This is a genomic window from Salmonella enterica subsp. enterica serovar Typhimurium str. LT2 (genome assembly GCF_000006945.2).
In the GTDB taxonomy this organism is placed as follows: Bacteria; Pseudomonadota; Gammaproteobacteria; order Enterobacterales; family Enterobacteriaceae; genus Salmonella; species Salmonella enterica.
In genome coordinates this window covers 139807-165103 of the sequence record NC_003197.2, presented here as the reverse complement: position 1 = coordinate 165103, position 25297 = coordinate 139807, and the positions used below count along the sequence as shown (strand labels likewise).

General features: G+C 54.7%; 23 protein-coding genes and 23 other annotated features. Of the genes, 3 read left to right on the top strand and 20 right to left on the bottom strand.

Annotated features, from left to right (window positions below):
- Positions 1-7: 7 nt before the first annotated feature.
- The gene (gene guaC, locus STM0141; protein NP_459146.1) for a GMP reductase occupies positions 8-1064 on the bottom strand. Within the gene, positions 8-1051 belong to an annotated coding region; the region does not span the whole gene.
- Positions 1059-1064, bottom strand: a ribosome-binding site (putative RBS for guaC; RegulonDB:STMS1H000520). Its footprint overlaps the gene before it by 6 nt.
- A gap of 204 nt (positions 1065-1268) precedes the next feature.
- Positions 1269-1274: a ribosome-binding site (putative RBS for yacE; RegulonDB:STMS1H000519), on the top strand.
- Here guaC and yacE point away from each other — a divergent pair.
- The 3 genes from yacE to yacG all read left to right on the top strand — a co-directional run bounded on the left by yacE (position 1269) and on the right by yacG (position 2841).
- The gene (gene yacE / locus STM0140) for a putative nucleotide kinase (RefSeq protein NP_459145.1) occupies positions 1269-1897 on the top strand. Within the gene, positions 1277-1897 belong to an annotated coding region; the region does not span the whole gene. Its footprint overlaps the feature before it by 6 nt.
- Positions 1883-1888, top strand: a ribosome-binding site (putative RBS for yacF; RegulonDB:STMS1H000518). It overlaps the preceding gene by 6 nt.
- Positions 1883-2640 (top strand): putative cytoplasmic protein gene (gene yacF, locus STM0139; RefSeq protein ID NP_459144.1). Within the gene, positions 1897-2640 belong to an annotated coding region; the region does not span the whole gene. The genes yacE and yacF overlap by 15 nt, the downstream gene beginning before the upstream one ends.
- Positions 2639-2644 (top strand) — a ribosome-binding site (putative RBS for yacG; RegulonDB:STMS1H000517). It overlaps the preceding gene by 2 nt.
- The gene (gene yacG / locus STM0138; RefSeq protein ID NP_459143.1) for a putative cytoplasmic protein occupies positions 2639-2841 on the top strand. Within the gene, positions 2650-2841 belong to an annotated coding region; the region does not span the whole gene. Its footprint overlaps the feature before it by 6 nt. The genes yacF and yacG overlap by 2 nt, the downstream gene beginning before the upstream one ends.
- A gap of 321 nt (positions 2842-3162) precedes the next feature.
- Here the strand turns inward: yacG and mutT are convergent.
- The 19 genes from mutT to yabB form a co-directional block, all read right to left on the bottom strand.
- Positions 3163-3572, bottom strand: a protein-coding gene (gene mutT / locus STM0137; protein ID NP_459142.1) for a 7,8-dihydro-8-oxoguanine-triphosphatase. Within the gene, positions 3163-3558 belong to an annotated coding region; the region does not span the whole gene.
- Positions 3567-3572 (bottom strand) — a ribosome-binding site (putative RBS for mutT; RegulonDB:STMS1H000516). It overlaps the preceding gene by 6 nt.
- Before the next feature lie 137 nt (positions 3573-3709).
- A complete protein-coding gene (gene secA / locus STM0136; protein ID NP_459141.1) occupies positions 3710-6415 on the bottom strand; it encodes a preprotein translocase; secretion protein of IISP family in 2706 nt (901 codons plus the stop codon).
- A 61-nt stretch (positions 6416-6476) separates the two neighbouring features.
- Positions 6477-6905, bottom strand: coding sequence for a putative inner membrane protein (gene yacA / locus STM0135; RefSeq protein ID NP_459140.3), 429 nt, complete (start codon positions 6903-6905; stop codon positions 6477-6479).
- Positions 6906-7251: 346 nt separating this feature from the next.
- Positions 7252-8185 (bottom strand): UDP-3-O-acyl N-acetylglucosamine deacetylase gene (lpxC, locus tag STM0134; protein NP_459139.1). Within the gene, positions 7252-8169 belong to an annotated coding region; the region does not span the whole gene.
- Positions 8180-8185: a ribosome-binding site (putative RBS for lpxC; RegulonDB:STMS1H000515), on the bottom strand. (Overlaps the previous gene by 6 nt.)
- 84 nt (positions 8186-8269) lie before the next feature.
- The gene (gene ftsZ / locus STM0133; protein ID NP_459138.1) for a tubulin-like GTP-binding protein and GTPase occupies positions 8270-9434 on the bottom strand. Within the gene, positions 8270-9421 belong to an annotated coding region; the region does not span the whole gene.
- Positions 9429-9434, bottom strand: a ribosome-binding site (putative RBS for ftsZ; RegulonDB:STMS1H000514). Its footprint overlaps the gene before it by 6 nt.
- Before the next feature lie 47 nt (positions 9435-9481).
- Positions 9482-10758 (bottom strand): ATP-binding cell division protein gene (gene ftsA / locus STM0132; RefSeq protein NP_459137.1). Within the gene, positions 9482-10744 belong to an annotated coding region; the region does not span the whole gene.
- Positions 10741-11729 (bottom strand): cell division protein gene (gene ftsQ / locus STM0131; protein ID NP_459136.1). Within the gene, positions 10741-11571 belong to an annotated coding region; the region does not span the whole gene. Before ftsQ ends, ftsA begins: the two co-directional genes overlap by 18 nt.
- Positions 10753-10758: a ribosome-binding site (putative RBS for ftsA; RegulonDB:STMS1H000513), on the bottom strand. Its footprint overlaps the gene before it by 6 nt.
- Positions 11573-12509, bottom strand: a protein-coding gene (ddlB, locus tag STM0130; protein ID NP_459135.1) for a D-alanine-D-alanine ligase B. Within the gene, positions 11573-12493 belong to an annotated coding region; the region does not span the whole gene. Before ddlB ends, ftsQ begins: the two co-directional genes overlap by 157 nt.
- Positions 11585-11590, bottom strand: a ribosome-binding site (putative RBS for ftsQ; RegulonDB:STMS1H000511). Its footprint overlaps the gene before it by 6 nt.
- Positions 11695-11703: a -10 signal (putative -10_signal for ftsQ; RegulonDB:STMLTH004481), on the bottom strand.
- Positions 11721-11729: a -35 signal (putative -35_signal for ftsQ; RegulonDB:STMLTH004481), on the bottom strand.
- The gene (gene murC, locus STM0129) for an L-alanine adding enzyme (RefSeq protein ID NP_459134.1) occupies positions 12486-13973 on the bottom strand. Within the gene, positions 12486-13961 belong to an annotated coding region; the region does not span the whole gene. Before murC ends, ddlB begins: the two co-directional genes overlap by 24 nt.
- Positions 12504-12509: a ribosome-binding site (putative RBS for ddlB; RegulonDB:STMS1H000510), on the bottom strand. (Overlaps the previous gene by 6 nt.)
- Positions 13968-13973 (bottom strand) — a ribosome-binding site (putative RBS for murC; RegulonDB:STMS1H000509). It lies within the gene murC.
- Positions 13974-14079: 106 nt before the next feature.
- Positions 14080-15157 (bottom strand): UDP-N-acetylglucosamine:N-acetylmuramyl-(pentapeptide) pyrophosphoryl-undecaprenol N-acetylglucosamine transferase gene (gene murG, locus STM0128; protein NP_459133.1). Within the gene, positions 14080-15147 belong to an annotated coding region; the region does not span the whole gene.
- The gene (gene ftsW, locus STM0127) for an essential cell division gene (RefSeq protein ID NP_459132.1) occupies positions 15144-16402 on the bottom strand. Within the gene, positions 15144-16388 belong to an annotated coding region; the region does not span the whole gene. The genes murG and ftsW overlap by 14 nt, the downstream gene beginning before the upstream one ends.
- Positions 15152-15157 (bottom strand) — a ribosome-binding site (putative RBS for murG; RegulonDB:STMS1H000508). (Overlaps the previous gene by 6 nt.)
- Positions 16388-17718 (bottom strand): UDP-N-acetylmuramoylalanine-D-glutamate ligase gene (murD, locus tag STM0126; protein NP_459131.1). Within the gene, positions 16388-17704 belong to an annotated coding region; the region does not span the whole gene. The genes ftsW and murD overlap by 15 nt, the downstream gene beginning before the upstream one ends.
- Positions 16397-16402: a ribosome-binding site (putative RBS for ftsW; RegulonDB:STMS1H000507), on the bottom strand. (Overlaps the previous gene by 6 nt.)
- Positions 17707-18803, bottom strand: a protein-coding gene (gene mraY, locus STM0125; protein ID NP_459130.1) for a phospho-N-acetylmuramoyl-pentapeptide transferase. Within the gene, positions 17707-18789 belong to an annotated coding region; the region does not span the whole gene. Before mraY ends, murD begins: the two co-directional genes overlap by 12 nt.
- Positions 17713-17718: a ribosome-binding site (putative RBS for murD; RegulonDB:STMS1H000506), on the bottom strand. Its footprint overlaps the gene before it by 6 nt.
- Positions 18783-20155, bottom strand: a protein-coding gene (gene murF, locus STM0124) for a D-alanine:D-alanine-adding enzyme (RefSeq protein ID NP_459129.1). Within the gene, positions 18783-20141 belong to an annotated coding region; the region does not span the whole gene. The genes mraY and murF overlap by 21 nt, the downstream gene beginning before the upstream one ends.
- Positions 18798-18803: a ribosome-binding site (putative RBS for mraY; RegulonDB:STMS1H000505), on the bottom strand. It overlaps the preceding gene by 6 nt.
- Positions 20138-21635, bottom strand: a protein-coding gene (gene murE / locus STM0123; RefSeq protein NP_459128.1) for a UDP-N-acetylmuramoylalanyl-D-glutamate 2,6-diaminopimelate ligase. Within the gene, positions 20138-21625 belong to an annotated coding region; the region does not span the whole gene. Before murE ends, murF begins: the two co-directional genes overlap by 18 nt.
- Positions 20150-20155, bottom strand: a ribosome-binding site (putative RBS for murF; RegulonDB:STMS1H000504). Its footprint overlaps the gene before it by 6 nt.
- Positions 21612-23395 (bottom strand): division specific transpeptidase gene (ftsI, locus tag STM0122; RefSeq protein ID NP_459127.1). Within the gene, positions 21612-23378 belong to an annotated coding region; the region does not span the whole gene. The genes murE and ftsI overlap by 24 nt, the downstream gene beginning before the upstream one ends.
- Positions 21630-21635: a ribosome-binding site (putative RBS for murE; RegulonDB:STMS1H000503), on the bottom strand. It overlaps the preceding gene by 6 nt.
- Positions 23390-23395 (bottom strand) — a ribosome-binding site (putative RBS for ftsI; RegulonDB:STMS1H000502). (Lies within the gene ftsI.)
- The gene (gene ftsL, locus STM0121; RefSeq protein ID NP_459126.1) for a cell division protein occupies positions 23394-23771 on the bottom strand. Within the gene, positions 23394-23759 belong to an annotated coding region; the region does not span the whole gene. The genes ftsI and ftsL overlap by 2 nt, the downstream gene beginning before the upstream one ends.
- Positions 23756-24716, bottom strand: a protein-coding gene (gene yabC / locus STM0120) for a putative S-adenosyl methionine adenyltransferase (RefSeq protein NP_459125.1). Within the gene, positions 23756-24697 belong to an annotated coding region; the region does not span the whole gene. The genes ftsL and yabC overlap by 16 nt, the downstream gene beginning before the upstream one ends.
- Positions 23766-23771, bottom strand: a ribosome-binding site (putative RBS for ftsL; RegulonDB:STMS1H000501). Its footprint overlaps the gene before it by 6 nt.
- The gene (gene yabB / locus STM0119) for a putative cytoplasmic protein (RefSeq protein NP_459124.1) occupies positions 24699-25173 on the bottom strand. Within the gene, positions 24699-25157 belong to an annotated coding region; the region does not span the whole gene. The genes yabC and yabB overlap by 18 nt, the downstream gene beginning before the upstream one ends.
- Positions 24711-24716: a ribosome-binding site (putative RBS for yabC; RegulonDB:STMS1H000500), on the bottom strand. Its footprint overlaps the gene before it by 6 nt.
- Positions 25168-25173: a ribosome-binding site (putative RBS for yabB; RegulonDB:STMS1H000499), on the bottom strand. It lies within the gene yabB.
- Positions 25174-25297: the final 124 nt, after the last annotated feature.

Here is a 25297-nt window from a genome sequence, read left to right as displayed (position 1 = left end):
CAGAATATTAGAGGCTATTGAAAATGCGGTTTTCTTGTTCCTGCACCCGAATAAAGGTGGTGCGTTTGGTCAACTCTTTCAGGCGAGACGCGCCGACATAAGTGCAGGCTGAGCGTAGACCGCCCAGGATATCGCGGGCAGTATTGCCCACCGGCCCACGCAGCGGCAATTTAACCGTTTTACCTTCTGCCGCGCGGTATTTCGCAACGCCGCCGACATGACGGTTCATCGCAGATTCCGAACTCATGCCGTAGAACAGCATAAATTTCTCGCCGTTCTCTTCTACCACGCTGCCGCCGCTCTCTTCGTGCCCCGCCAGCATGCCGCCCAACATAACGAAATCCGCGCCGCCGCCAAAGGCTTTTGCTACGTCGCCTGGCATGGTGCAGCCGCCATCGCTGACGATCATACCGCCCAGGCCATGCGCCGCGTCAGCACATTCGATAACCGCCGACAGTTGCGGATAACCAACGCCGGTTTTTACACGCGTCGTGCATACGGAGCCGGGACCAATTCCCACTTTCACGATATCGGCGCCGGAGAGGATAAGCTCTTCGCACATCTCGCCCGTTACCACATTGCCTGCGCAGATTGTTTTTGTCGGCCATGCTTCACGCGCTTTTGCGACGAACTGCACAAAATGTTCTGAATAGCCATTGGCCACATCAATACAGACAAAGTTCAGCGCAGGATTCAGCGCCAGAATCTGCACGGTTTTTTCGAAATCAGCATCAGAGGTCCCGGTGGAAACCATCACATGCTTCAGAACATCAGCCGAGGCCGTGTTGATAAAAGCTGCCCATTCTTCAACGGTATAATGTTTATGTACAGCAGTCAGAATATCAAACCCGGCCAATGCTTGCGCCATTTCAAACGTCCCGACGGTATCCATATTGGCCGCGATAATCGGTACGCCAGACCAGGTCTGACCTGAGTGTTTAAAGGTGAATTGACGTTCCAGTTCGACATCGGAACGGCTTTTGAGGGTAGAACGCTTAGGACGGATAAGAACGTCTTTGAAACCTAACTTCAGATCTTCTTCAATACGCATGTACGGATTCCTGGGGTTAATGGCGAAAAATCGAAACTCACAACTCCAGTGACGCTATCATACGCACTAATCATGGCCGTACAAGACTGCGAAATTCTCTTTTTTTACGTTACAATCCCATAAATTTACCTGGCGAATAGTAGGTTAATGCTCAGAGCGTATCGTCTTTGTATGTTTAAAATTTAACCTTTTGATTATCAAACTAAAATTCCGGAAGCTGGAGATATGAGGTATACCGTAGCCTTAACCGGCGGTATTGGCAGCGGTAAAAGTACCGTCGCTGATGCCTTCGCTGACCTCGGAATAACCGTCATCGACGCGGATATTATCGCGCGCCAGATGGTTGAGCCAGGGCAGCCCGCCCTGAACGCAATAGCGGAACATTTTGGTTCTGAACTTATCGCCGCCGACGGCACGTTACGTCGCCGGGCGCTGCGTGAGCGTATTTTTTCGCATCCGGAAGAAAAAGCCTGGCTTAACGCTCTGCTTCATCCCTTAATTCAGCAGGAAACCCAACGACAGTTTCAGCAGGCTACGTCGCCCTATGTGTTATGGGTTGTGCCTCTGCTGGTTGAAAACAGGCTGTATCAAAAAGCCAACCGCGTACTGGTGGTTGACGTGACGCCCGAAACGCAGCTCATACGCACAATGCAGCGTGATGATGTTACGCGCGAGCATGTTGAACACATTCTCGCTGCGCAGGCGACGCGTGAAGCGCGCCTTGCCGTGGCGGACGATGTTATTGATAATAACGGCGCACCGGATGCTATCGCATCAGATGTGGCCCGCCTGCACGCCAGTTATCTTAAGCTCGCGTCGCAGTTTGTCTCACAGGAAAAACCGTAATGCACACCCAGGTCCTATTTGAACACCCTCTCAATGAGAAGATGCGTACGTGGCTGCGCATAGAGTTTTTGATCCAACAGCTCTCCATCAACCTGCCAATTGCAGACCATGCTGGCGCACTGCATTTTTTCCGTAATATCAGCGATCTACTGGATGTGTTCGAACGGGGCGAAGTCCGTACCGAACTGCTGAAAGAACTGGAGCGCCAGCAGCGTAAATTACAGGCCTGGGTTGAGGTTCCCGGCGTCGATCAAGACCGTATTGAAGCCCTGCGCCAGCAGTTAAAATCGGCGGGCAGCGTGCTGATCTCCGCCCCGAGGATTGGCCAGCAGCTACGCGAAGATCGCTTGATTGCTCTTGTGCGTCAACGCTTAAGTATTCCTGGCGGCTGTTGCAGTTTCGATTTACCCACTCTGCATATCTGGTTGCACCTACAACAGGCGCAGCGCGATGCCCAGATTGAAAGCTGGCTTGCCAGCCTGAATCCCCTCACCCAGGCGCTGACGCTGGTGCTTGATCTGATCCGTAATTCAGCGCCTTTCCGTAAGCAAACCAGCCTGAACGGTTTTTATCAGGATAACGGGGACGACGCCGATTTGCTGCGTCTTATGCTGACGCTCGATTCACAACTTTATCCGCAAATTTCCGGCCATAAGAGCCGTTTTGCCATTCGCTTTATGCCGCTGGATAGTGAAAATGGTCTGGTGCCGGAGCGTCTTGATTTTGAACTGGCCTGTTGCTAAGGAGTAAAAATGTCTGACGTGACCGTCGTAAACTGTCCGACCTGCGGTAAACCGGTCGTCTGGGGGGAAATTAGCCCCTTCCGCCCATTTTGTTCTAAACGCTGTCAGTTAATTGATTTGGGCGAATGGGCCGCCGAAGAGAAACGAATCGCCAGCAGCGGCGATCAGTCTGATAGCGACGACTGGAGCGAAGAGCGCTAACGGTGATGGCTCTGTTGAGACGGCAATATCGCCTTATGACAAAAATAATCAATAAATACGCGTAGTTTTGGTGCCATATGCGCGCGGCCGGGATAATACAAATAAACCGGCGAGATTAGGCTATAACAGAAACGTAGCCGCCACTGCGCCAGGGTGGATGAAAACCTCGGCGCGTTATCACTGACCCTAAGCCCGCAGGAGCTGACGGCAATTGAGGCGGTTTTTCCTCACGACGCCGCGGCCGGCCCCCGCTACTGGCCGGAAATTATGTCGACATTAAATCGCTAATAAGATCGATGGGGATCGTGTTGCGATCCCCCACTAAAGCGCAAATTGGCGTAATTTACGAATAATCGGTTCATTGGCCGGCGGAAAATCGTCCGTACTCAACGCGTTCTGCGCGATCCACCGTCCCGGCTGTCCTTCTTTCCCCCACGGTTCGCCCTCCCAGCGTTCAACCAGCCAAAACCACAGCGTAATGTGTCTATCCGGGAATTGATATTCCAGAGTGTCGAATAGTGTCACCTGTGTTGGCGTAATCCCCACCTCTTCCTGTAGCTCCCGGATCAACGCCTGCTCTGGTGTTTCGCCGGCTTCAATTTTTCCGCCGGGAAATTCCAGCTTGTTCGCCATATGCGCATCAGCGGCGCGTTGGGTAATAAAAATTTCGTCGTTCGGGTTGCGGATAATCCCAACCGCGATTTGCAGTTTTTTCATCTTGTTGCATCCATAAAAAAGGCGCAGTCGCCTGCGCCTTTTTATCTGTGTTCAATGCCAGGCCGAATAAGCGTAGCGCCCTTCGGCAATAATGCCAGTACTGACCTGATGGCAACACATTATGTCTTATCAGGCCGGTAAGTTTATCGCATTAGCTCAGGCGACCGTGACACTGTTTGTATTTCTTACCAGAACCGCAAGGGCAAGGATCGTTACGTCCAATCTTACGTTCGCCGGTTTGGGCGGCCAGATCGGCAGCCACGGCGGCATCGTCATCCTGATGGCTTAGCTGCTGCATCTGCGCCAGGCGCTCCGCCTCTTCGCGACGCTGCATTTCCATCGCTTCGACCTCTTCCGGCATACGTACCTGGACTTTGCTCAGGGTACTGATTACTTCATATTTCAGCGATTCCAGCATCGCGGCGAACATAGCGAAGGATTCGCGCTTGTATTCCTGCTTCGGATCTTTTTGCGCATAGCCACGCAGATGAATACCCTGACGCAGGTAATCCATCGCCGCCAGATGCTCTTTCCACAGGGAATCGAGCGTTTGCAGCATCACGCCTTTTTCGAAATGACGCATCATTTCAGCGCCAACCACCTCTTCTTTACGCTGATACACCTCGATGGACTGCGCCAGGATGCGCTCACGCAGCGTCTCCTCATGCAGCTCCGGCTCTTTATCCAGCCATTCGGCAATCGGCATCTCCAGGTCGAAGTCGTTTTTCAGGCGTTCCTGCAAACCCGGGATGTCCCACATCTCTTCCAGCGACTGCGGCGGAATGTAGGCGTCGATAGTCGCCTTAAAGACATCTTCGCGAATGCTGTTAATGGTGTCGCTCACGTCAGACACATCCAGCAGTTCGTTACGCTGGGTATAAATTGCACGGCGCTGATCGTTCGCCACATCATCATATTCCAGCAGTTGCTTACGAATATCGAAGTTACGGCTTTCTACTTTACGCTGCGCGTTAGCGATAGCTTTCGTCACCCACGGGTGCTCAATCGCTTCGCCCGGCTTCATTCCCAGTTTACGCATCATACCGGAGACACGATCGGAGGCGAAAATACGCATCAGCGCATCTTCCATCGACAGGTAGAAACGGGAAGAACCCGGATCGCCCTGGCGACCGGAACGGCCACGCAGCTGGTTGTCGATACGGCGGGATTCATGGCGCTCGGTGCCAATGATATGCAGACCGCCGGCAGCCAGAACCGCGTCATGGCGTACCTGCCAGTCCGCTTTAATCTGCGCAATCTGTTCTTCCGTCGGCGCTTCCAGCGCGGCGACTTCCGCCTGCCAGCTACCGCCCAGCATAATATCAGTACCACGACCCGCCATGTTGGTAGCGATAGTGACCGCCGCTGGATAACCAGCCTGCGCAACGATGCCTGCTTCGTTGGCGTGGAATTTTGCGTTCAGTACGTTATGTTTGATGCCCGCTTTGGTCAGCTCTCTGGAGACCACTTCAGATTTCTCGATAGAAATCGTCCCGACCAGCACTGGCTGACCGTTCGCGGTACGTTCTTTAATATCTTCGATAATGGCCTGGATTTTTTCCGCTTCGGTCATGTAGACCAGATCCGGCAAATCTTTACGGATCATCGGACGGTTGGTCGGAACAACGACGGTGTCCAGCTTATAGATAGAGCTAAATTCGAAGGCTTCAGTATCCGCCGTACCGGTCATACCGGCCAGCTTTTCATACAGACGGAAGTAGTTCTGGAAGGTGATAGACGCCAGCGTCTGGTTTTCATTCTGAATTTCAACGCCTTCTTTCGCTTCTACCGCCTGGTGCAGACCGTCAGACCAGCGACGCCCCTGCATGGTACGACCGGTATGTTCATCAACAATGATGACTTCGCCGTCTTTCACAATGTAATCCACGTCACGGGTAAACAGCGCGTGCGCGCGCAGCGCGGCGGTGACGTGATGCATCAGCATAATATTGCCAGGCGAGTAGAGCGACTCGCCCTCATCCATAATGCCTTCTTGCACCAGTAGCTCTTCAATCAGCACCAGACCGCGTTCGGTCAGGTTAACCTGGCGCGCTTTCTCATCAACGGAGAAGTGGCCTTCGCCCTGGAAAGTGTCAGAATCTTCTTTCTCCTGACGAATCAGGTGCGGAATGATTTTGTTCACTTTTTTGTACATTTCCGAGCTATCTTCCGCCGGGCCGGAAATGATCAGCGGCGTACGCGCTTCATCGATCAGGATGGAGTCGACCTCATCCACCAGCGCATAATGCAGTTTACGCTGCACGCGCTCTTCCGGGCTGAACGCCATGTTGTCGCGCAGGTAGTCAAAACCGTATTCGTTGTTAGTGCCGTAAGTGATGTCGGCAGCGTAAGCTTCACGTTTGGCTGGCGCAGGCATACCTGGCAGGTTGATACCAACGGACATACCGAGGAATTCGAATAGCGGACGGTTGTTTTCGGCGTCACGCTGCGCCAAATAGTCGTTCACGGTTACCACATGAACGCCTTTGCCGGACAGCGCGTTCAGGTAGGCTGGCAGCGTTGCGGTCAGCGTCTTACCTTCACCAGTACGCATTTCGGCGATACAACGATCGTTGAGCACCATACCACCCAATAGCTGAACGTCGAAGTGACGCATCCCAAAGACGCGTTTACTGGCTTCACGCACCACCGCGAACGCTTCCGGAATCAGGCTCTCTACGCTTTCGCCTTTTTCAATACGGGCGCGAAATTCGTTGGTTTTCGCTTTCAGTTCGTCATCGGAGAGTTTTTCCATCTCCGGTTCCATCGCATTAATAAGGCTGACGGCCTTACGCATACGACGCAGCGTACGATCGTTACGGCTACCGAATACTTTGGTTAATAATTTGATTAGCATAATAAAGTCTCAAATGCCCCGCGCCGCGGAGCTACAAATAAAGTAAAAGGGTCTTTTTTCGTTAGCTGAGACGTTGCGGACCGGCGCGGATACCCTGCGCCTGACTTATCCAGGCCGGGATGCTAAATGCGGTTTGTGGCGCAAAATACGCCAGGGAGAGGCGACGAACAATCGCCGGCGGCGTGCCCTCCTGCGTGAGCATCGCGCTGAGCGTATTCAGTAAGGCGATATGATGCGCCTGTAATGGCGACGGCGCGTCGGCAACGGGCAGCGTTTGCGGCGCCATTGCAAAAGAAAGGTGGCGAATCACCGTGCGAATAGCGTGCTGATGCCAGTAATCTACGGTGAAATTGGGACGACGGTTAGAGGCTTCTAACAGCGCAAAATGGCTAAAGTTAACTTTAGACGCGGTGCTGGCGGTCGTCCTTGCAGGCGTATTGGTTTCAGCGGCGTTACTGAGCGCGGGCAAACCAAAACTCGCCGCGACCATCCCTAATAAGAGATGCGGCCAGAAGTATCGTCTGCCTAACTGTCGCCAGCGCGTCAGTATTCCACTCACGTCATTGCCACCTGATATGCCCCTCATGGGCTTACGGAATCAAAACAATTTGCGCACAAATCTTATCATTAAAGCGTACGCGCTACAGCAGTAATGACGAGAAGCTAAGGTGAAAATCGGCTAAGAAAACAGCGAACGCGCCGTGTTTCCATTTAACCCTGTCAAAATGGCTGTATTAAGGAAAGCGCAGATAAAGGATAGTAAAAAAACGACTGGCTCGCCTGGCCGGAGAGAGTGCCAGGTTAACCAGTCGAATTTTATACGACAGCGTATGTCGTTATGCCAGTACCGTCGAAGGCGCTTTGAAAGCCAACGGCAGTTCTGCGTCGTCCTGGAAGGTCACAAATTCCCAGGCTTCCTGTTTTGCCAGGACTGCCTGTAACAATTTATTATTCAATGCGTGACCGGATTTATACGCGGTAAACGCACCAATAATATTGTGACCACACATGAACAAGTCACCGATCGCGTCAAGCATTTTGTGACGAACGAATTCATCTTCAAAACGCAGGCCGTCTTCGTTCAATACGCGATAATCGTCAACAACGATGGCACAATCGAAGCTGCCGCCCAGGCACAGGCCGCGGGACTGCAGATATTCGATATCACGCATAAAACCGAAGGTACGCGCACGGCTGATCTGGCGCATGAACGCATCCGCAGAGAAGTTCATCGCGTAGCGCTGGCTGCTGGAATCGATCGCCGGATGGTTAAAGTCGATGGTGAAATCCAACGTAAAACCATTGTACGGTCTGAATTCAGCCCATTTATCGCCATCTTCAACCCGAACAGTCTCTTTGATGCGTACGAATTTTTTGGCGCAGTTCAGTTCATCAATACCGGCATCAAGCAGCAGGTAGACAAACGGAGCGGCACTGCCATCCATGATCGGGATTTCCGGGGCATTAACCTCAATAACGATGTTATCGATACCTAAGCCCGCCAGAGCAGCATTCAGGTGCTCAACGGTTGAAATCCGTACATCATGCTCATTCACCAGACACGTACAGAGCATGGTATCACGCACAGATTTGGCATCGGCCGGGAAATCTACCGGTGGATTCAAGTCGGTGCGACGATAGATGACCCCGGTATTGGCCGGCGCAGGGCGTAATGTCAGGGTGACTTTTTTGCCGGTGTGTAAACCGACGCCAGTCGCCTGAACGATACGTTTAAGTGTCCTTTGTTTGATCATCGTATAATCTCGCCAAATTACCTATCCAACCGAAGTGTACTATACATTCGGCGGGCCAGTTTAGCACAAAGAGCCCAGAATCCCAAATTCCAGCTAATTCTTAATCAGCTTGCTTACGCAGGAATGCGGGGATATCCAGATAATCCGGCTCTTTCGCCGCCTGTGGTGTATTGTCGTTAACCACTTTCGCGACCGTTTTTTGCTCCTGCGTCAGCGGCGCCATACCGTGCTGCTGATAACGATCCAACACCGGCTGCTGCACCTGTTTATTGGTGACCAGAGTGATTTCAGGACGCTTGTCCATACCAATTCCAGTGGCAACAACGGTCACGCGCAGTTCGTCGTTCATATCCGGGTCCAGAGAAGTACCGATAACCACGGTGGCGTTATCCGATGCAAAGGCACGGATGGTGTTACCGACGGTTTCGAACTCATCCAGACGCAGGTCGAAGCCCGCAGTAATGTTGACCAACACGCCGCGCGCGCCGGACAGGTCGATATCTTCCAGCAGCGGAGAAGAAATAGCCATTTCAGCCGCTTCTTCCGCACGGTCTTCACCGCTCGCCACGCCGGAGCCCATCATTGCGTAGCCCATTTCAGACATCACGGTACGCACGTCAGCAAAGTCGACGTTCATCAGACCCGGGCGGGTGATCAGCTCTGCGATGCCCTGAACCGCGCCTTTCAGCACGTCGTTAGCCGCGCCGAACGCGTCGAGCAGGGAGATACCACGGCCCAGCACTTTCAGCAGCTTGTCGTTCGGGATGGTGATCAACGAGTCCACATGCTTGGACAGCTCGGTGATACCCTGCTCCGCAAATGCCATGCGCTTTTTGCCTTCAAAATTGAAAGGCTTAGTCACCACGGCAACGGTCAGAATACCTAAATCTTTTGCCACTTCAGCAACCACTGGCGCCGCGCCGGTTCCGGTACCGCCGCCCATGCCTGCCGCGATAAATACCATGTCTGCGCCTTCAAGCGCCGCACGCAGCGCTTCACGGTCTTCGTCCGCCGCGTTACGACCGACTTCCGGGTTAGCGCCAGCGCCCAGACCTTTGGTAATGCCGCTACCAATTTGAATGGTCTGGCCAACCGCCGTTTTACGCAACGCCTGAGCGTCGGTATTCACCGCGAAGAATTCAACACCTTCGATGCGCTCGCGCACCATGTGTTCAACAGCGTTACCGCCGCCACCACCGACGCCGATGACTTTAATCACCGCGTCGTTGGTTAGTTCCATAGGTTCAAACATAATCTCTCTCCGTCATGTGCCTGTCGCCTGAGGCCGTAATATCTGGCGGCCTCATAAAAATTAAAACTCTTTTCGCAGCCAGCTATTAAGTCGCTTGATCCACGAGCCAACTGATGCCGTAACACGTTTTTCCACTTCTGCTTCACCGTTTAAGTGGGACTCTTTCCCGTAGTGAAGCAATCCCACCGCCGTTGAGTAATACGGCTCCTGGGCATAATCCGTCAGACCGGTGATATTCAGCGGCGCGCCGATACGCACCTGCGTATGAAACACGCGCTGAGCGCAAGCAGCAAGCCCTTCGATTTGCGCCGCGCCGCCGGTTAACACAATCCCCGCCGCCAGGTGATGTTTTACCCCTTGTTGGCGAAGCTGTTCCTGTAATTGCAATATCTCTTCGTTGACCAGATTGAGCAGCTCGGTGTAACGCGGCTCAATCACTTCCGCCAGCGTCTGGCGTTGCAGGCTGCGCGGCGGACGCCCGCCTACGCTCGGTACTTCAACGCTCTCGTCTTTACCGACAATGGAACCCAGCGCGCAACCGTGGCGAACTTTAATGGCTTCAGCATCGCTCGGCGGCGTACCAAAGGCATAAGCGATATCGCTGGTCACCACGTTCCCCGCGTAAGGGATCACTTTGGTATGACGCAGCGCGCCGCCAGTATAAACGGCGATATCCATTGTACCACCGCCGATATCCACGACACAGACGCCCAGTTCACGTTCATCTTCCGTTAACACGGAATAACTGGCCGCCAGTCCGGCAAATATCAGTTGGTCAACTTTCAGACCACAACGTTCAACAGCTTTGACAATGTTTTTTGCCATATCGTTGTGGCAGGTAATCAAATGTACTTTCGCCTGCATACGCACGCCGGAAAGACCGACCGGATTTTTAATGCCTTCCTGGTAGTCAATGGCGTACTCCTGAGGAATCACATGCAGCACGCGATGTTCATCGCGCACGCGCACTGACTTCGCAGTATGCACGACGTTTTCCACATCTTCTTGCGTCACTTCCTCTTCGGAAATGGGCACCATACCAATTTCATTCTGACAGCTAATATGTTTGCCGGAAAGCGCCAGATATACCGAGGAGATCTGGCAATCGGCCATCAATTCCGCCTGGTCAATGGCGCGCTGAACGCATTTCACCACTGACTCAAGGTCATTCACCCCGCCTTTATCCATACCCCGCGATGGGCAACTGCCCACGCCAATGATATTGACCATACCGTCGGGCAGAACTTCCCCTACTAAAGCGGCAACCTTCGCGGTGCCAATCTCCAGTCCTACTACCAGTTTTCTGTCCGTCGCCTTGATCATTGTTGTTCTGCCTGTGCCTGATTCTGTTGCTGATTAGATTCCTCAGGGGGGAGCGGCGCCCAGCCAACTGCCGCACCTGAGTCATAACGCAAATCAACGTAGCTAATCCGTTTGCCATCGGTTTGCGCCTGCTGCTGTAAAACCGGATAGAGTTCTACAAAGCGAGCCAACCTTTTCATCGTATCGCCCCTGCCGAGATTGAGCTTAATGCCGTTATTAAGCGTCAATTGCCAGGAGCGACGTGCGGTCATCGCCGCTTCCTTTAGAGTGAATTTATCCTTAGCCAGCACCTGCCCCATCTCGCGGTATCCCTGCAACACTTCACTCGCGCTGCCTTCCGGGCCATACAACATGGGTAAAACCTGTTTGCCGATGCGGTCTGACGGCACGCTGAAGGTGTTCCCTTCAGCATCGACCATATGTTGATCATTCCAACGCGCAATCGGCACATATTCAACCAGATGAATCTTCAATTCATCAGGCCACTGTTTTCTGACGCTGGCCTGTTTAATCCACGGCAAACGCTCAATCTGGCTCTGGATAATGTTCACATCCTGCGTCATGAAGGTTCCCGGCGCGCCCAGAGCCAGTATCGCCTGACGGATATCATCGTTACGCGTGTAGTGACGCTCGCCGGTTAATACCAGCTTTGATAACGGTAAACGCTGCGCATCTTCCATCCACCCTAACACGACCCACCCGCTAACAAACACGGTGCACAGTACCGTCAGCAGGAATAAAATTCCTGCAAGACGCGTTCCATTATTGCGGCGTGAAGAAGGCGTCTCTTCATCACTGTTTCGCGTGTTCAGCGCAGCCTGCGACATATCAGTCCGCCAACTCCAGAATTCGTACCACTAACTGCGAGAAGCTCATTCCCGCCTGACGCGCCGCCATCGGCACCAGACTATGGCTGGTCATCCCCGGAGAAGTATTGGCTTCCAGCAGATAAAACTGACCATCGCTGTCCAGCATGACGTCAATACGCCCCCATCCCGTGCAGCCTAAAGCTTTCCATGCCTGCAGGACGAGAGACTGTAGCGCGGCTTCCTGGGACGCATCTAAACCGGCAGGGCAGAAATACTGAGTCTCATCAGAGAGATACTTCGCCTCATAATCATAGAAGGTTCCTGCCGGTTGGATACGAATTGACGGTAAAATTTCTTCGCCAACTATCGCCACTGTAAATTCCGGACCGCACAGCCATTTCTCAATCAGTATTTCGTCATCATGCTGAAAAGCCAATGATAACGCACCCTGTAAAGCATTTTCTTCTACTACTTTCGTCATACCGACGCTGGAGCCTTCACGGCTGGGTTTGACGATCAGCGGTAAACCCAGCGCCGAAATTCGCGCTTTTTGTTCTTCGCTAAGACCTTTTTCAAACTCAGCGCGCGTCAGCGCGACCCACGGCGCAACCGGTAAGCCTGCGCCCTGCCACAGCAATTTACTGCGCAGTTTATCCATGGAAAGCGCCGAGGCCATCACGCCGCTACCGGTATAAGGCAGGCCGAGCAGTTCAAGCATTCCCTGTAAGGTGCCATCTTCACCGCCACGGCCATGCAACGCAATAAAGACCTTCTGAAAGCCCATTGCTTTAAGCTGCGCGACATCGACCTCTTGCGGATCGACGGGATGCGCATTAATGCCGCCTTCACGTAGCCCGGCCAACACTGCCGCGCCGGAATTTAACGAAACGTCCCGCTCCGCAGAGGTTCCGCCCAACAGGACCGCGATTTTATCAGCCATGTTGCTCTTCCTCCTGGATTTGCGGCTTCAGCTTGATTTCAGATAAGTAACGCGCAATTTTGCCAACATTTCCTGCGCCTTGCACTAATATCAAGTCGTTACCCGTCAGCACCGGCGCTAACATTGTCGCAACCTGAGCCGGATCGGAAACCAGAATCGGGTCAATTTTTCCCCGATTACGAATCGTACGACATAAAGAACGGCTATCCGCGCCCGGAATCGGCGCTTCACCCGCCGGGTAAACGTCCAGCATCAGCAGCGCATCGACCTGGGTCAGCACATTGGCGAAATCGTCATACAGATCGCGCGTGCGCGTGTAACGGTGCGGCTGAAACAGCATCACCAGGTTTTTATCCGGCCACCCTGCTCGCGCAGCTTTAATGGTGGCATCTACTTCAGTCGGATGATGACCATAGTCATCCACCAGCATCGCCGTCCCGGCTTTACCATTCACCGGCTCAAGCGGGAACTCGCCGAGGAAGTCAAAACGACGCCCGGTCCCCTGGAAGCTTTCCAGCGCGCGCAGGATAGCGTCATCGGCGATGCCTTCTTCGGTCGCTACCGCCACTGCCGCCGCGGCATTCAGGGCATTGTGGCGACCCGGCGCATTCAACGTGACATGCAGATCCGGCATTCCCTGGCGCAACAGCGTAAAGTGCCCCTGCGGCCCTATCTGCTGATAATCTTCTACGCGGACGTCAGCATCCTCGCTAAAGCCATACGTCGTGGTCTGACGCCCCACCCGCGGCAGCAACTCGCGGATGACCGGATCATCGACGCACATTACCGCGCGACCGTAGAACGGCAGGTTATGCAGGAAGTTAATAAACGTCTGCTTTAAATTTTCAAAGTCGCCATGATAGGTATCCATATGGTCGGCTTCGATGTTGGTGACGATCGCGACCATCGGCTGCAAATGCAGGAAGGACGCGTCGCTCTCATCTGCCTCGGCAATCAGGTAACGACTATGGCCCAGACGCGCATGAACGCCTGCGGCTTTCACCAGTCCGCCATTCACGAAAGTCGGGTCCAGCCCCGCTTCGGCATAAATACTGGACACCATCGCGGTCGTTGTGGTTTTTCCGTGCGTCCCGGCAATGGCGATGCCGTGGCGAAAACGCATCAGTTCCGCCAGCATTTCCGCACGGCGAATAACCGGAATACGCGCTTCATGCGCCGCGACAATTTCCGGGTTATCCGCGGAAATTGCGCTGGAAACGACGACCACGCTGGCATCACGCACATTTTCCGGACGATGGTTAAAGAAAATCGTCGCCCCCAGGCTCGTCAACTGCTGGGTCACCGGATTCGGCGCTAAATCGGAACCACTGATCTGATACCCTTCATTGGCCAGAACTTCGGCAATACCGCCCATACCAGCACCACCGATGCCGACAAAGTGAATGTGCCGAACGCGACGCATTTCGGGCACGATGGAACGCAGTTTTGCCAGTTGTTGTGTATTCATTCTTTACGCCATTAACTCCAATACCCGCCATACTTCAAATTGCAGATGCGTTGGCTTGCCTGCAACCCAAATTATTGAGGGTAGAAAAACCCTGCGATGCAAAAGGCACCGCCACAAATTATGTCCGGGCAACCCGGCTAACTTCACTGGCGACGCGCTCGGTAGCATCCGGAATGGATACCGCGCGGGCACGCTCCGCCATGGTTAACAACGCCTCGCGCGACCACCCCGCCAGGGTGTCGGCGACAGCCTCTACAGTAAACTGCGGCTGCTCAAAAATCTTAGCTGCGCCGGCGTTTTCTAACGGCAGCGCATTCCAGTACTGCTGCCTGTCTTTATGCTGAAACGGCACGAATATCGCCGGTAACCCGGCGGCGGCGATCTCGCTCACCGTTAAAGCGCCGGAACGACATACCACTACATCCGCCCACGCATAGGCGGCGGCCATGTCATCGATAAATTCCGTTACCTTATGCTGCGGTTGTCCCGCCCCGGCATATGCCTGCTCTACCGTGAGCTGCGCGCCTTTTCCGCTTTGATGCCAGATTGTAACCGTATCGCCCAGTCTGGCGGCAACCTGCGGCATCGTCTGGTTCAGGACTCGCGCCCCCTGAGAACCGCCGACCACCAACACGCGAATCGGGCCGTCACGACCGGCCAGACGCACCTGCGGCAACGGCAACGCCAGTACGTCGGTACGCACCGGGTTACCCACCACTTCCGCGTTCGGAAACGCACCGGGAAACGCCTGCATCACTGTGGTCGCGATTTTGGCCAGCCACTGATTGGTTAGCCCGGCGATACCGTTTTGCTCATGCAAGACGACCGGAATACCCAATGACCATGCGGCAAGACCGCCGGGGCCGGAAACATAACCGCCCATTCCCAGCACGACATCCGGCTTAAACCGCTTCATGATCGCCCGCGCCTGCCGCCAGGCGTTAAAAATCCGCAGCGGCGCCGCCAGAAGCGCTTTTACGCCTTTACCGCGTAGACCGGAGATCCGAATAAAGTCAATGTCGATGCCATGCTTCGGCACTAAATCCGCTTCCATACGATCGGCGGTACCCAGCCAGCGAACCTGCCAGCCCTGGGCCATTAAATGATGCGCAACGGCCAGTCCCGGGAACACGTGCCCGCCGGTACCGCCCGCCATCACCATTAACCGCTTCGGTTGACCACTCATCGAGAACCTCGTGTAAACGCCTGCGCTTTTTCCAGACGCGTTTCATAATCAATACGTAATAAAAACATAATGGCCGTCGACATAATCAACAGACTCGACCCGCCATAACTGATCAGCGGCAGCGTAAGACCTTTGGTCGGCAGCATCCCCGCGGCCGCGCCAACGTTTACCAGCGCCTGGAAACTAAACCAGATACCGATAGAACACGCTAAAAATCCGGAAAAACGGTGGTCAATCTCCAATGCCTTACGGCCAATCGACATCGCGCGAAAAGCGACGAAGAATACCATTAAAAGCGCCAATACCACACCGATATAACCCAGTTCTTCCCCAATAATGGCGAAGATGAAATCGGTGTGCGCCTCCGGCAAATACTCCAGTTTCTGCACCGAATTCCCCAGCCCTTGCCCCCATATCTCACCGCGACCAAAAGCCATCAGCGACTGCGTCAGCTGATAACCGCTGCCGAACGGATCTTCCCAGGGGTTCCAGAACGAAGTAACGCGACGAATACGATACGGTTCGGCGAGGATTAACAGAATCACCGCCGAGATGCCCATCCCGATAATGGCGATGAACTGCCATAATTTCGCCCCGGCGAGAAACAGCATCGCCAGCGTGGTGACAAACAGTACGACCACCGTCCCGAGGTCAGGCTGCGCCAGCAGTAACACCGCCAGCACCAGAATCACGCCCATTGGTTTTAAAAAGCCGCGCAGGTTATTTCGCACCTCATCAACCTTACGCACCAGATAGTTCGCGAGGTAGCAGAACAGCGACAGCTTGGTAAACTCCGCAGGCTGAATACGCAGCGGCCCCAGCGCAATCCAGCGCGACGCCCCGTTAACCGAGCTCCCGACGACCAACACGATAAGCAGCATAATGATCGACGCAATCAGCATCGTCGTGCTGTATTTTTGCCAGAAGGTCATGGGCAAACGTAGCGTGACCATCGCCAGACAAAATGCCAGGAAGATATAGAGCGCATCACGTTTGGCAAACAAAAACGGATCGTTCGCCAGGCGCTGCCCGACTGGCATGGAGGCCGACGTCACCATGACAAAACCAATCGCCGCCAGCCCGAAGGTCAGCCATAGCAGCGTGCGGTCATACATGATCAGACTGTCGGCGTCTTTATCGCGCGAAGCCATCACCCAGCCTTTAAGCGCCGCAAACAGCCAGGCCAGGAGGCCAAAGCCTGGTACGCGCGGCATTCTCAGACGGGGGAGAGATAAACGCATCAACCTAACTCCTTCGCCAGACGGGTAAAGACATCGCCCCGTTGCTCAAAATTTTTAAACTGATCGAGGCTAGCGCAAGCGGGCGACAGCAGCACCATATCACCCGGCTGAACGCGCGGCGCCAGCAAACGCATCGCCTCTTCCATCGTCTCAGTCTGTTGGGCGATTTCCGGACGCAGTGCGGCAAGCTGCGCGCCATCGCGCCCAAAGCAATACAGGCGGATACGATCGCCGGTCAGATAGCGTGTCAGCGGAGAAAAGTCTGCCGACTTACCGTCGCCGCCCAGCAGCAGATGTAGCGTACCGTCCACATGCAAACCGTTTAGCGCCGCTTCGGTACTGCCGACGTTGGTCGCTTTCGAGTCGTTGATCCAACGTACGCCGTTATGCTCCAACGCCAGCTGGAAGCGATGCGCCAGACCGGTAAATGTCGTCAACGCCTTCAAACTGCTGGCGCGCGGCAGACCTACGGCATCCGCCAGCGCCAGCGCCGCTAACGCATTGGTATAGTTATGCTGACCGGAAAGCTTCATCTCTTTCACGTTCAGCACCTTCTCGCCTTTGACTCGCAGCCAGGTTTCGCCCTGCTGACGATTAAGGTGATAATCGCCCATATTGACGCCAAAGCTAACGCAGCGTTCATCGGCCCCGCGTACCGGCATCGTCAACGCGTCATCGGCATTCACTACGCACACTTTCGCCTTCTCGTAGACGCGCAGTTTCGCCGCCCGGTACTGTTGCAAACCAAACGGATACCGGTCCATATGATCTTCAGTGACGTTGAGCACCGTTGCCGCCGCCGCTTGCAAACTTGAGGTAGTTTCCAGTTGGAAACTGGATAATTCCAGCACGTACAATTCGCGATCGGCATCCAGCAGCATCAGCGCCGGAAGACCGATATTGCCGCCAACGCCGACATTGACGCCCGCCGCTTTCGCCATCTCGCCCACTAAGGTGGTCACGGTGCTTTTGCCGTTCGAGCCGGTGATGGCCACAATCGGCGCTTGCGCTTCGCGGCAAAACAGTTCGATATCGCCGACAATTTCCACTCCAGCGCTGGCGGCAGCGCTAAGAGAGGGATGCGCCAGAGCAATACCAGGGCTGGCGACGATTAAATCCGCCGCTAAGAGCCACTCGTCGTTCAGGCCGCCAACGTGACGCTCAACCTCTTGCGGCAGCTTATCCAGACCCGGCGGCGTCACGCGAGTATCCATCACCCGCGGCGTCACGCCGCGGGCGAGAAAAAAGTCCACGCAAGAGAGTCCGGTTAAGCCCAGACCAATAATGACGACGTTTTTGTCCTGGTAATCAGCCATGATTAACGTACCTTCAGCGTTGCCAGGCCAATCAGCACCAGCATCAGCGAAATAATCCAGAAGCGCACAATCACGCGCGGTTCCGGCCAGCCTTTCAGTTCATAGTGGTGATGGATAGGCGCCATACGGAAAATACGCTGTCCGCGTAGTTTAAAGGAACCCACCTGCAGGATGACCGACAGAGTTTCCACCACAAAGACGCCGCCCATGATCACCAGCAGAAATTCCTGACGCAGCAGCACGGCGATAATGCCCAACGCACCGCCCAACGCCAGCGATCCGACATCGCCCATAAAAACCTGCGCCGGATAGGTGTTAAACCACAAGAATCCTAATCCCGCGCCGACAATCGCCGTACAGACAATCACCAGCTCGCCCGCATGGCGTAAATACGGAATATGCAGGTAATTGGCGAAGTTCATGTTCCCGGTCGCCCAGGCCACCAGCGCAAAGCCGGCGGCAACGAAGACAGTCGGCATAATCGCCAGACCATCAAGCCCGTCGGTCAGGTTCACGGCGTTACCCGTACCGACGATGACAAAGTAGGACAGCAGAATGTAAAACAGCCCCAATTGCGGCATAACATCTTTAAAGAACGGCACCACCAGTTGGGTCGCGGGCGTGTCTTTCCCGACGAGATAAAGCGCAAAGGCCACGCCGAGCGCGATAACCGACATCCAGAAATATTTCCAGCGCGCAATCAGCCCTTTGGTATCTTTCCGCACCACTTTGCGGTAGTCATCGACAAAACCGATAATGCCGTAGCCGATCAATACCACCAGCACGCACCAGACGTACGGGTTAGACGGGTAAGCCCATAACAGAACGGAAATCACAATCGACGTCAGGATCATGATGCCGCCCATCGTCGGCGTACCGCGTTTACTGAAGTGCGATTCCGGGCCATCGTTACGTACCACCTGGCCAAAAGAGAGTTTTTGCAGACGAGCGATCATACGCGGGCCCATCCATAAAGAGATGAACAGCGCGGTCAACAGGCTGACGATGGCGCGAAACGTCAGATAAGAAAAGACGTTAAAGCCGGAATAATATTTGACCAAATGCTCGGCCAGCCAAACTAACATGAACCTTTCTCCTGTAACGCATGAACCACATCTTCCATCGCGGCGCTGCGTGATCCTTTCACTAAAATAGTCATCATTGGTTGCTCCTGAAGCAGAGCGTGTAAACGCGCAATGAGCGCGGCTTTATCGGCAAAATGTTCGCCGACGCCGCTGGCGTGGCTGATAGCCTGACTGAGTTTTCCGGTGCTTAACACGCGATCAATACCCGCCGCTTTTGCGGCCTCACCAACCTGGAGGTGGCACGCTTCGCTTTCTGCGCCCAGCTCGGCCATATCGCCTACCACCAGCACGCGGTAGCCGGGCATTTCAGAAAGGACCTGCACTGCGGCGGTCATCGAACCAACGTTGGCGTTATAAGCGTCATCCAGTACCAGTTGGTTTTCACTTAGCTGAATCGGGAACAGACGCCCGGGTACGGCTTTTAACGCCGCCAGCCCTGCTTTAATCGCCGTCAGCGTAGCCCCCACCGCCATTGATAAAGCAGCGGCCGCCAGCGCGTTGGCAATATTGTGCCGCCCCGGCAACGGCAGCAGCACATCAATGCTGCCCATCGGCGTTTGCAGGGTAAATTCGGTACCGTGTGACGTCACGTGGATATTCGCAGCGGTAAAGTCGCTGTTTGCCGCATTCGGCGAAAAGCGCCACACCAGACGATCGCCAATAATGCTTTGCCAGTTCAGCCAGTCATTATTATCGGCATTCATAATCGCGATACCGTTCTCAGGCAAACCGGTATAGATTTCGCCTTTCGCTTTCGCCACGCCGGCCAACGAGCCGAAGCCTTCCAGATGCGCCGCCGCCAGGTTATTGACCAGCGCCGCTTCCGGGCGCGTCAGGCTAACGGTCCAGGCGATTTCTCCCTGGTGATTAGCGCCTAACTCGATTACCGCATAGTCATAATCATGGTTTAAGCGCAGCAGCGTTATCGGCACGCCGATGTCGTTGTTAAAATTGCCTGCGGTATACAGAGTATTTCCGCACTGGCTAAGAATCGCGGCGGTCATCTCTTTGACCGAGGTTTTGCCGGACGAACCGGTTAACGCCACCACCCGCGCCGGTACCTGCATACGTACCCAGGCGGCCAGTTGGCCAAATGCCTGACGCGTGTCTTTTACAATCACCTGCGGGAGATCGATATCCAGAGGACGACTGACCAGCAGGGCGCCAGCGCCGTTCGCTTTTGCTTTATCAGCAAAATCATGCGCATCAAAGCGTTCCCCTTTCAGCGCCACGAACAGGCATCCCGGCGTCACTTTCCGTGTGTCGGTAATGACCGTATCGAGCGTGAGATCCGCCCCGCGGTGTTCGGCGCCAAGGACATCGGCAATTTTGCTGAGCGTTACGCTAATCATGCGATCACCCCCAGCAAACGCGCTGCGGTCACGCGGTCTGAATAATCAAGACGCTGCGTGCCGACAATCTGGTAATCCTCGTGCCCTTTACCTGCAATCAGCACGACGTCATTGTCTTTTGCCTGCATAATGGCATTGGTTACCGCCTCAGCGCGGCCTTCCATTACCCTGACCTGCCCGGCGTCCAGCATTCCGGCCAGAATATCGTTGATAATGGCGCGCGGCTCCTCGGTACGCGGGTTATCGTCAGTCACCACGACGATATCCGCGAATTCTTCGGCAATGGCCCCCATGAGTGGGCGCTTACCTTTGTCACGATCCCCGCCACAGCCAAAGACGCACCACAATTTTCCGGCGCAATGCAGACGCGCCGCCTGCAACGCTTTTTCCAGCGCATCCGGCGTGTGCGCGTAATCCACCACCACCGTCGGTTTGCCTGGCGCAGTGAACACTTCCATACGCCCGCAAACCGGCTGCAAACGCGCGGCGGTTTTCAGCAAATCCGTTAACGGATAGCCCAGCGCCAGTAGCGTCGCCAATGCCAGCAGTAAGTTGCTGACGTTAAACGCGCCCATCAAGCGGCTTTCGATTTCGCCTTCACCCCAGCTTGAAGCAAAACGAATCGTCGCTCCGCGGTCGTGGTACTCCACCGCCTCCGCTTTCAGCCAACGACCGTGACAGTTAGGGTTGATATGCCCTTCCATTGATACCGCGACCGCATCGGGTAGCGACGCCAGCCAGCGGCGTCCAACTTCATCATCGGCGTTGACGATTGCCTGACCATGATGGTGGGTGGAATAAAGCATCCATTTTGCCGCCTCGTAATGCGCCATATCGCCATGATAGTCGAGATGGTCGCGGCTCAAATTAGTAAACACGGAGGCGGCAAATTTCAACGCCGCCACGCGATGCTGCACCAGGCCGTGAGAAGAGACTTCCATCGCGCCGAAGGTCGCGCCCTGCGCAACCAGACTGGCCAGCACATGCTGAACATCCACAGCGGAACCGGTTGTGTTCTCCGTCGGGATCACTTTACCCAACAGTCCGTTGCCTACCGTTCCCATCACTGCGCTGGTTTCGCCGAGCAACTGGCTCCACTGCGCCAGTAGTTGGGTGGTGGTGGTCTTGCCATTGGTGCCGGTCACCGCCACCAGACGCATGTTTTCAGATGGCTCATGGTAAAAGCGGCCCGCCAGCGCAGATAAACGCTCATTGAGCTGGCTGAGATAGACGACTGGTACGCCGTGCATTTCGCGAATCTCACCGTCGCTCGCCTCGTCTTTCGCCTCTGCAATAATGGCAGCTACGCCTTGCGCTATCGCCTGCGGGATATATCGACGCCCGTCCGCCTGATGACCCACCACTGCCACAAAGAGATCGCCCGCCGCAGCCACACGGCTGTCGAGCGTCATCTCTCGCAGTTCTCGCGCGGGTAGTCCAGCCACCCACGGAGCAAGAAGGTCGCGCAAATTACGATCTGCCACCTGTTCCCTCGCCTTGATTAATTACGAATTCATTTTTTTCGCCCGTTGCCAGCGCGTCCGGTTCGATGTTCATGGTGCGCAGAACGCCGCCCATGATGGCACCAAATACCGGCGCGGAAACGGCGCCGCCGTAGTATTTACCCGCCTGCGGATCGTTGATGACAACCACCAGCGCGAAGCGCGGCTGACTCGCAGGCGCGACGCCTGCGGTGTAAGCAATGTATTTGTTGATGTAGCGACCGTCCGGCCCCACTTTTTTCGCCGTACCGGTTTTAATCGCGATACGGTAGCCTTTAATCGCTGCCTTCACGCCGCCGCCGCCCGGCAGCGCCACGCTTTCCATCATATGCACCACGGTGCGTACGGTGGATTCAGGGAAGATGCGTTCGCCGGGTACAGGCGGATCAACTTTGGTAATCGACAGCGGGCGATAAATGCCATAGCTGCCGATGGTTGCATAGACTCGCGCTAACTGTAACGGCGTTACCATTAGCCCGTAGCCGAAAGAGAAGGTGGCCCTCTCTATGTCGGACCACCGTTGTTTTTGAGGATATAAGCCACTGCGTTCTCCGACCAACCCCAAATTGGTCGCCTTTCCTAGCCCAAAACGTGAGTAAGTATCTACTAACGCTGAGGACGGCATCGCTAACGCCAGTTTGGATACACCGACGTTACTCGACTTCTGTAGAACCCCGGTCAGGGTTAATTCGCTGTAGCGCGCCACGTCTTTAATTTCGTGGCCGTTAATTCGGTATGGAACGGTATTCAACACCGTATTTTCGTTGACGATACCGCGCTGAAGCGCAGTCATCACCACCATCGGCTTAACCGTAGAACCCGGTTCAAACACGTCGGTGATGGTACGGTTACGCATCGCGTCTTTCGGCGTACCGGCAAGGTTGTTGGGGTTATAGGAAGGGCTATTCGCCATCGCCAGTACTTCACCGGTATTGACATCGACCAGCACCGCGCTACCGGATTCCGCCTTGTTAAACGCCACCGCGTTGTTCAGTTCGCGGTAAACCAGCGCCTGTAAGCGTTCATCAATGCTTAACGCCAGATTGTGCGCTGCCTGACTGTCAGTGGAGGAGATATCCTCAATCACGCGGCCATAGCGGTCTTTACGCACGATTCGCTCGCCAGGCTGACCGGTAAGCCACTTATCAAAGCTCTTTTCAACGCCTTCAATCCCCTGACTGTCGACGTTGGTAAAACCGATGAGGTGAGCGGTTACTTCTCCTGACGGGTAGTAGCGGCGGGACTCTTCACGCAAATGAATCCCCGGCAGTTTGAGTTTTTTGATGTAGTCCGCCATGTCAGGATTTACCTGGCGCGCCAGATAAATAAAACGCCCTTTCGGGTTGGCGTTGATACGGGCGGAGAGCTGATCGAGTGGAATATTGAGCGCAGTAGAAAGCGCTTTCCAGCGATCGCCAACGCTGATGCCGCCGGCGTCATGAACTTCTTTCGGGTCGGCCCAGATCGCCTTAACCGGTACGCTGACCGCCAGTGGACGCCCGGAACGGTCGGTAATCATACCGCGTGAGGTGGAGACTTCCTGAACACGCAGCGAACGCATATCGCCCTGACGCACCAGCATATCCGGGGCGATAATCTGTAGCCACGCCGCGCGTCCAAGTAAAAAAACCAGCGCCAGTAAAATACAGCCGCACAGCAACGCAAAACGCCAACTGATGAAGTTGGTCTGTTCTTCCTGGCGTTTCGATTTTTGCGTTTTTGCCGCTGCTTTCATGCGTCGCGTTTATCCTTATTTTTGCACTACAATATTTTCTTGGGACGGATCAACATGCTGCATTTGCAGCTTTTCCGTTGCGATCCGCTCCACCCGGCTGTGATCGCCGAGCGCATTTTCTTCAAGGATCAGGTTGCGCCATTCAATGTCCAATGCATCGCGCTCCAGAACCAATTGTTCACGCTGCGCGGTGAGTAAACGAGTATGGTGCGCCGTCGTGACCACCGTCACCGCCGTTAAAATGATGCAAATGAACAAGCAGAGTGGCAGCTTCCCGAACCGCAAAAGATCGTCACCGATCACGCCAGGCAAGGCATGGCGCTCGTTGCTTCCTATCGATCCCTTCACTTTGCTTAGGGCTTCTGTCACTCTGCTGATCATGCGTTCGTCCTCTCTGCGATACGCAGAACTGAACTACGGGCCCGAGGATTTTCAGCTACCTCTTTTTCACCCGGCATCAACTTGCCTAACGCTCGTAACTCACGACCGCCCAGTTTTTTGAGCTGCGCTTCCGTCATCGGTAATCCCGCCGGTACCTGCGGACCGCGGCTTTGCTCACGCATAAAGCGTTTCACAATACGGTCTTCCAGCGAGTGGAAACTGATGATTGAAAGCCGCCCGCCTGGGGCCAGTACGCTGAGCGAGCTTTTTAGCGCCTGCTCTATCTCCTCCAGTTCACTGTTTACCCAGATGCGCACCGCCTGGAAGGTACGGGTCGCGGGATGTTTGAATTTGTCTTTTACCGGGGTCGCCGCCGCAACCACTTCCGCCAGCTCTTTGGTGCGGGTCATCGGCTGTTCGCGATTGCGCTCAACAATGGCGCGAGCAATACGTTTGGCAAAACGCTCCTCGCCGAATGTTTTCAGCACCCAGGCGATATCCGCTTCCTCCGCCGTTTGTAACCACTCGGCGGCAGACTGGCCGCGCGTCGGGTCCATTCGCATATCCAGCGGACCGTCGCGCATAAATGAAAAACCGCGCTCCGCATCGTCAAGCTGCGGAGAAGAGACGCCAAGATCGAGAAGGATCCCGTCAATCTTGCCGGTAAGCTCGCGCTCGGCTACATAATCAGCCAGCGCGGAAAAAGGTCCATGAATGATGGAGAAGCGAGGATCATTAATGGTCTGCGCAACGGCGATCGCCTGCGGATCGCGATCGATCGCCAGCAAGCGCCCCTCTTCGCCCAGTTGCGAGAGGATCAGGCGCGAGTGGCCGCCGCGACCAAATGTGCCATCAATATAGATACCATCCGGACGAATATTCAGCCCATTAACGGCTTCATCCAACAGTACCGTAGTGTGTTTAAAATTTTCCATCATCTTATAGAGACAAGTCCTGCAGCCGCTCCGATAACGTTTCGGTAGCTGACTGTTCAGCGTCGATATCTTCCTTGACCTGTTGATACCAGGTCGTTTCATCCCACAGCTCAAATTTGTTGAACTGTCCAACCAGCATCACTTCTTTCGTCAGTCCGGCATGTTGCCGCAGAACTGGCGCGATCAGTAATCGACCTGCACCATCCATCTGACATTCGCTGGCATGGCCCAACAGTAAACGCTGTACGCGACGTTCTACCGGGTTCATGCTCGACAGACGAGATAACTTTTGCTCAATAATTTCCCATTCAGGCAGGGGGTAAAGCAGCAGGCATGGGTGATGGATGTCAATGGTACATACCATTTGACCGGTAGCGCTCTCGATCAGTTGCTCCCGATAACGGGTCGGCACGGTCAGGCGCCCTTTACTGTCGAGATTGACTAACGTTGCCCCCCGGAACATGCCAGTCTCACCCCTTCTTACCACTTTATCCCACAAATTCCCACTCGAAGGAGTTTACGGAGCGGAGGAAAAGCTTGTCAAGCAAGTCACAACGCTTACCTAAGTAAAAAAGCCAATGTTTACGGCGAATATCTGCGTTG

What these genes read in the sequence shown, in the direction of transcription:
- guaC (NP_459146.1), bottom strand. Translation starts at nt 1,051, where the DNA reads ATGCGTATTGAAGAAGATCTGAAGTTAGGTTTCAAAGACGTTCTTATC.
- yacE (NP_459145.1), top strand. Translation starts at nt 1,277, where the DNA reads ATGAGGTATACCGTAGCCTTAACCGGCGGTATTGGCAGCGGTAAAAGT.
- yacF (NP_459144.1), top strand. Translation starts at nt 1,897, where the DNA reads ATGCACACCCAGGTCCTATTTGAACACCCTCTCAATGAGAAGATGCGT.
- yacG (NP_459143.1), top strand. Translation starts at nt 2,650, where the DNA reads ATGTCTGACGTGACCGTCGTAAACTGTCCGACCTGCGGTAAACCGGTC.
- mutT (NP_459142.1), bottom strand. Translation starts at nt 3,558, where the DNA reads ATGAAAAAACTGCAAATCGCGGTTGGGATTATCCGCAACCCGAACGAC.
- secA (NP_459141.1), bottom strand. Translation starts at nt 6,415, where the DNA reads ATGCTAATCAAATTATTAACCAAAGTATTCGGTAGCCGTAACGATCGT.
- yacA (NP_459140.3), bottom strand. Translation starts at nt 6,905, where the DNA reads ATGGTCGCGGCGAGTTTTGGTTTGCCCGCGCTCAGTAACGCCGCTGAA.
- lpxC (NP_459139.1), bottom strand. Translation starts at nt 8,169, where the DNA reads ATGATCAAACAAAGGACACTTAAACGTATCGTTCAGGCGACTGGCGTC.
- ftsZ (NP_459138.1), bottom strand. Translation starts at nt 9,421, where the DNA reads ATGTTTGAACCTATGGAACTAACCAACGACGCGGTGATTAAAGTCATC.
- ftsA (NP_459137.1), bottom strand. Translation starts at nt 10,744, where the DNA reads ATGATCAAGGCGACGGACAGAAAACTGGTAGTAGGACTGGAGATTGGC.
- ftsQ (NP_459136.1), bottom strand. Translation starts at nt 11,571, where the DNA reads ATGTCGCAGGCTGCGCTGAACACGCGAAACAGTGATGAAGAGACGCCT.
- ddlB (NP_459135.1), bottom strand. Translation starts at nt 12,493, where the DNA reads ATGGCTGATAAAATCGCGGTCCTGTTGGGCGGAACCTCTGCGGAGCGG.
- murC (NP_459134.1), bottom strand. Translation starts at nt 13,961, where the DNA reads ATGAATACACAACAACTGGCAAAACTGCGTTCCATCGTGCCCGAAATG.
- murG (NP_459133.1), bottom strand. Translation starts at nt 15,147, where the DNA reads ATGAGTGGTCAACCGAAGCGGTTAATGGTGATGGCGGGCGGTACCGGC.
- ftsW (NP_459132.1), bottom strand. Translation starts at nt 16,388, where the DNA reads ATGCGTTTATCTCTCCCCCGTCTGAGAATGCCGCGCGTACCAGGCTTT.
- murD (NP_459131.1), bottom strand. Translation starts at nt 17,704, where the DNA reads ATGGCTGATTACCAGGACAAAAACGTCGTCATTATTGGTCTGGGCTTA.
- mraY (NP_459130.1), bottom strand. Translation starts at nt 18,789, where the DNA reads ATGTTAGTTTGGCTGGCCGAGCATTTGGTCAAATATTATTCCGGCTTT.
- murF (NP_459129.1), bottom strand. Translation starts at nt 20,141, where the DNA reads ATGATTAGCGTAACGCTCAGCAAAATTGCCGATGTCCTTGGCGCCGAA.
- ftsI (NP_459127.1), bottom strand. Translation starts at nt 23,378, where the DNA reads ATGAAAGCAGCGGCAAAAACGCAAAAATCGAAACGCCAGGAAGAACAG.
- ftsL (NP_459126.1), bottom strand. Translation starts at nt 23,759, where the DNA reads ATGATCAGCAGAGTGACAGAAGCCCTAAGCAAAGTGAAGGGATCGATA.
- yabC (NP_459125.1), bottom strand. Translation starts at nt 24,697, where the DNA reads ATGATGGAAAATTTTAAACACACTACGGTACTGTTGGATGAAGCCGTT.
- yabB (NP_459124.1), bottom strand. Translation starts at nt 25,157, where the DNA reads ATGTTCCGGGGGGCAACGTTAGTCAATCTCGACAGTAAAGGGCGCCTG.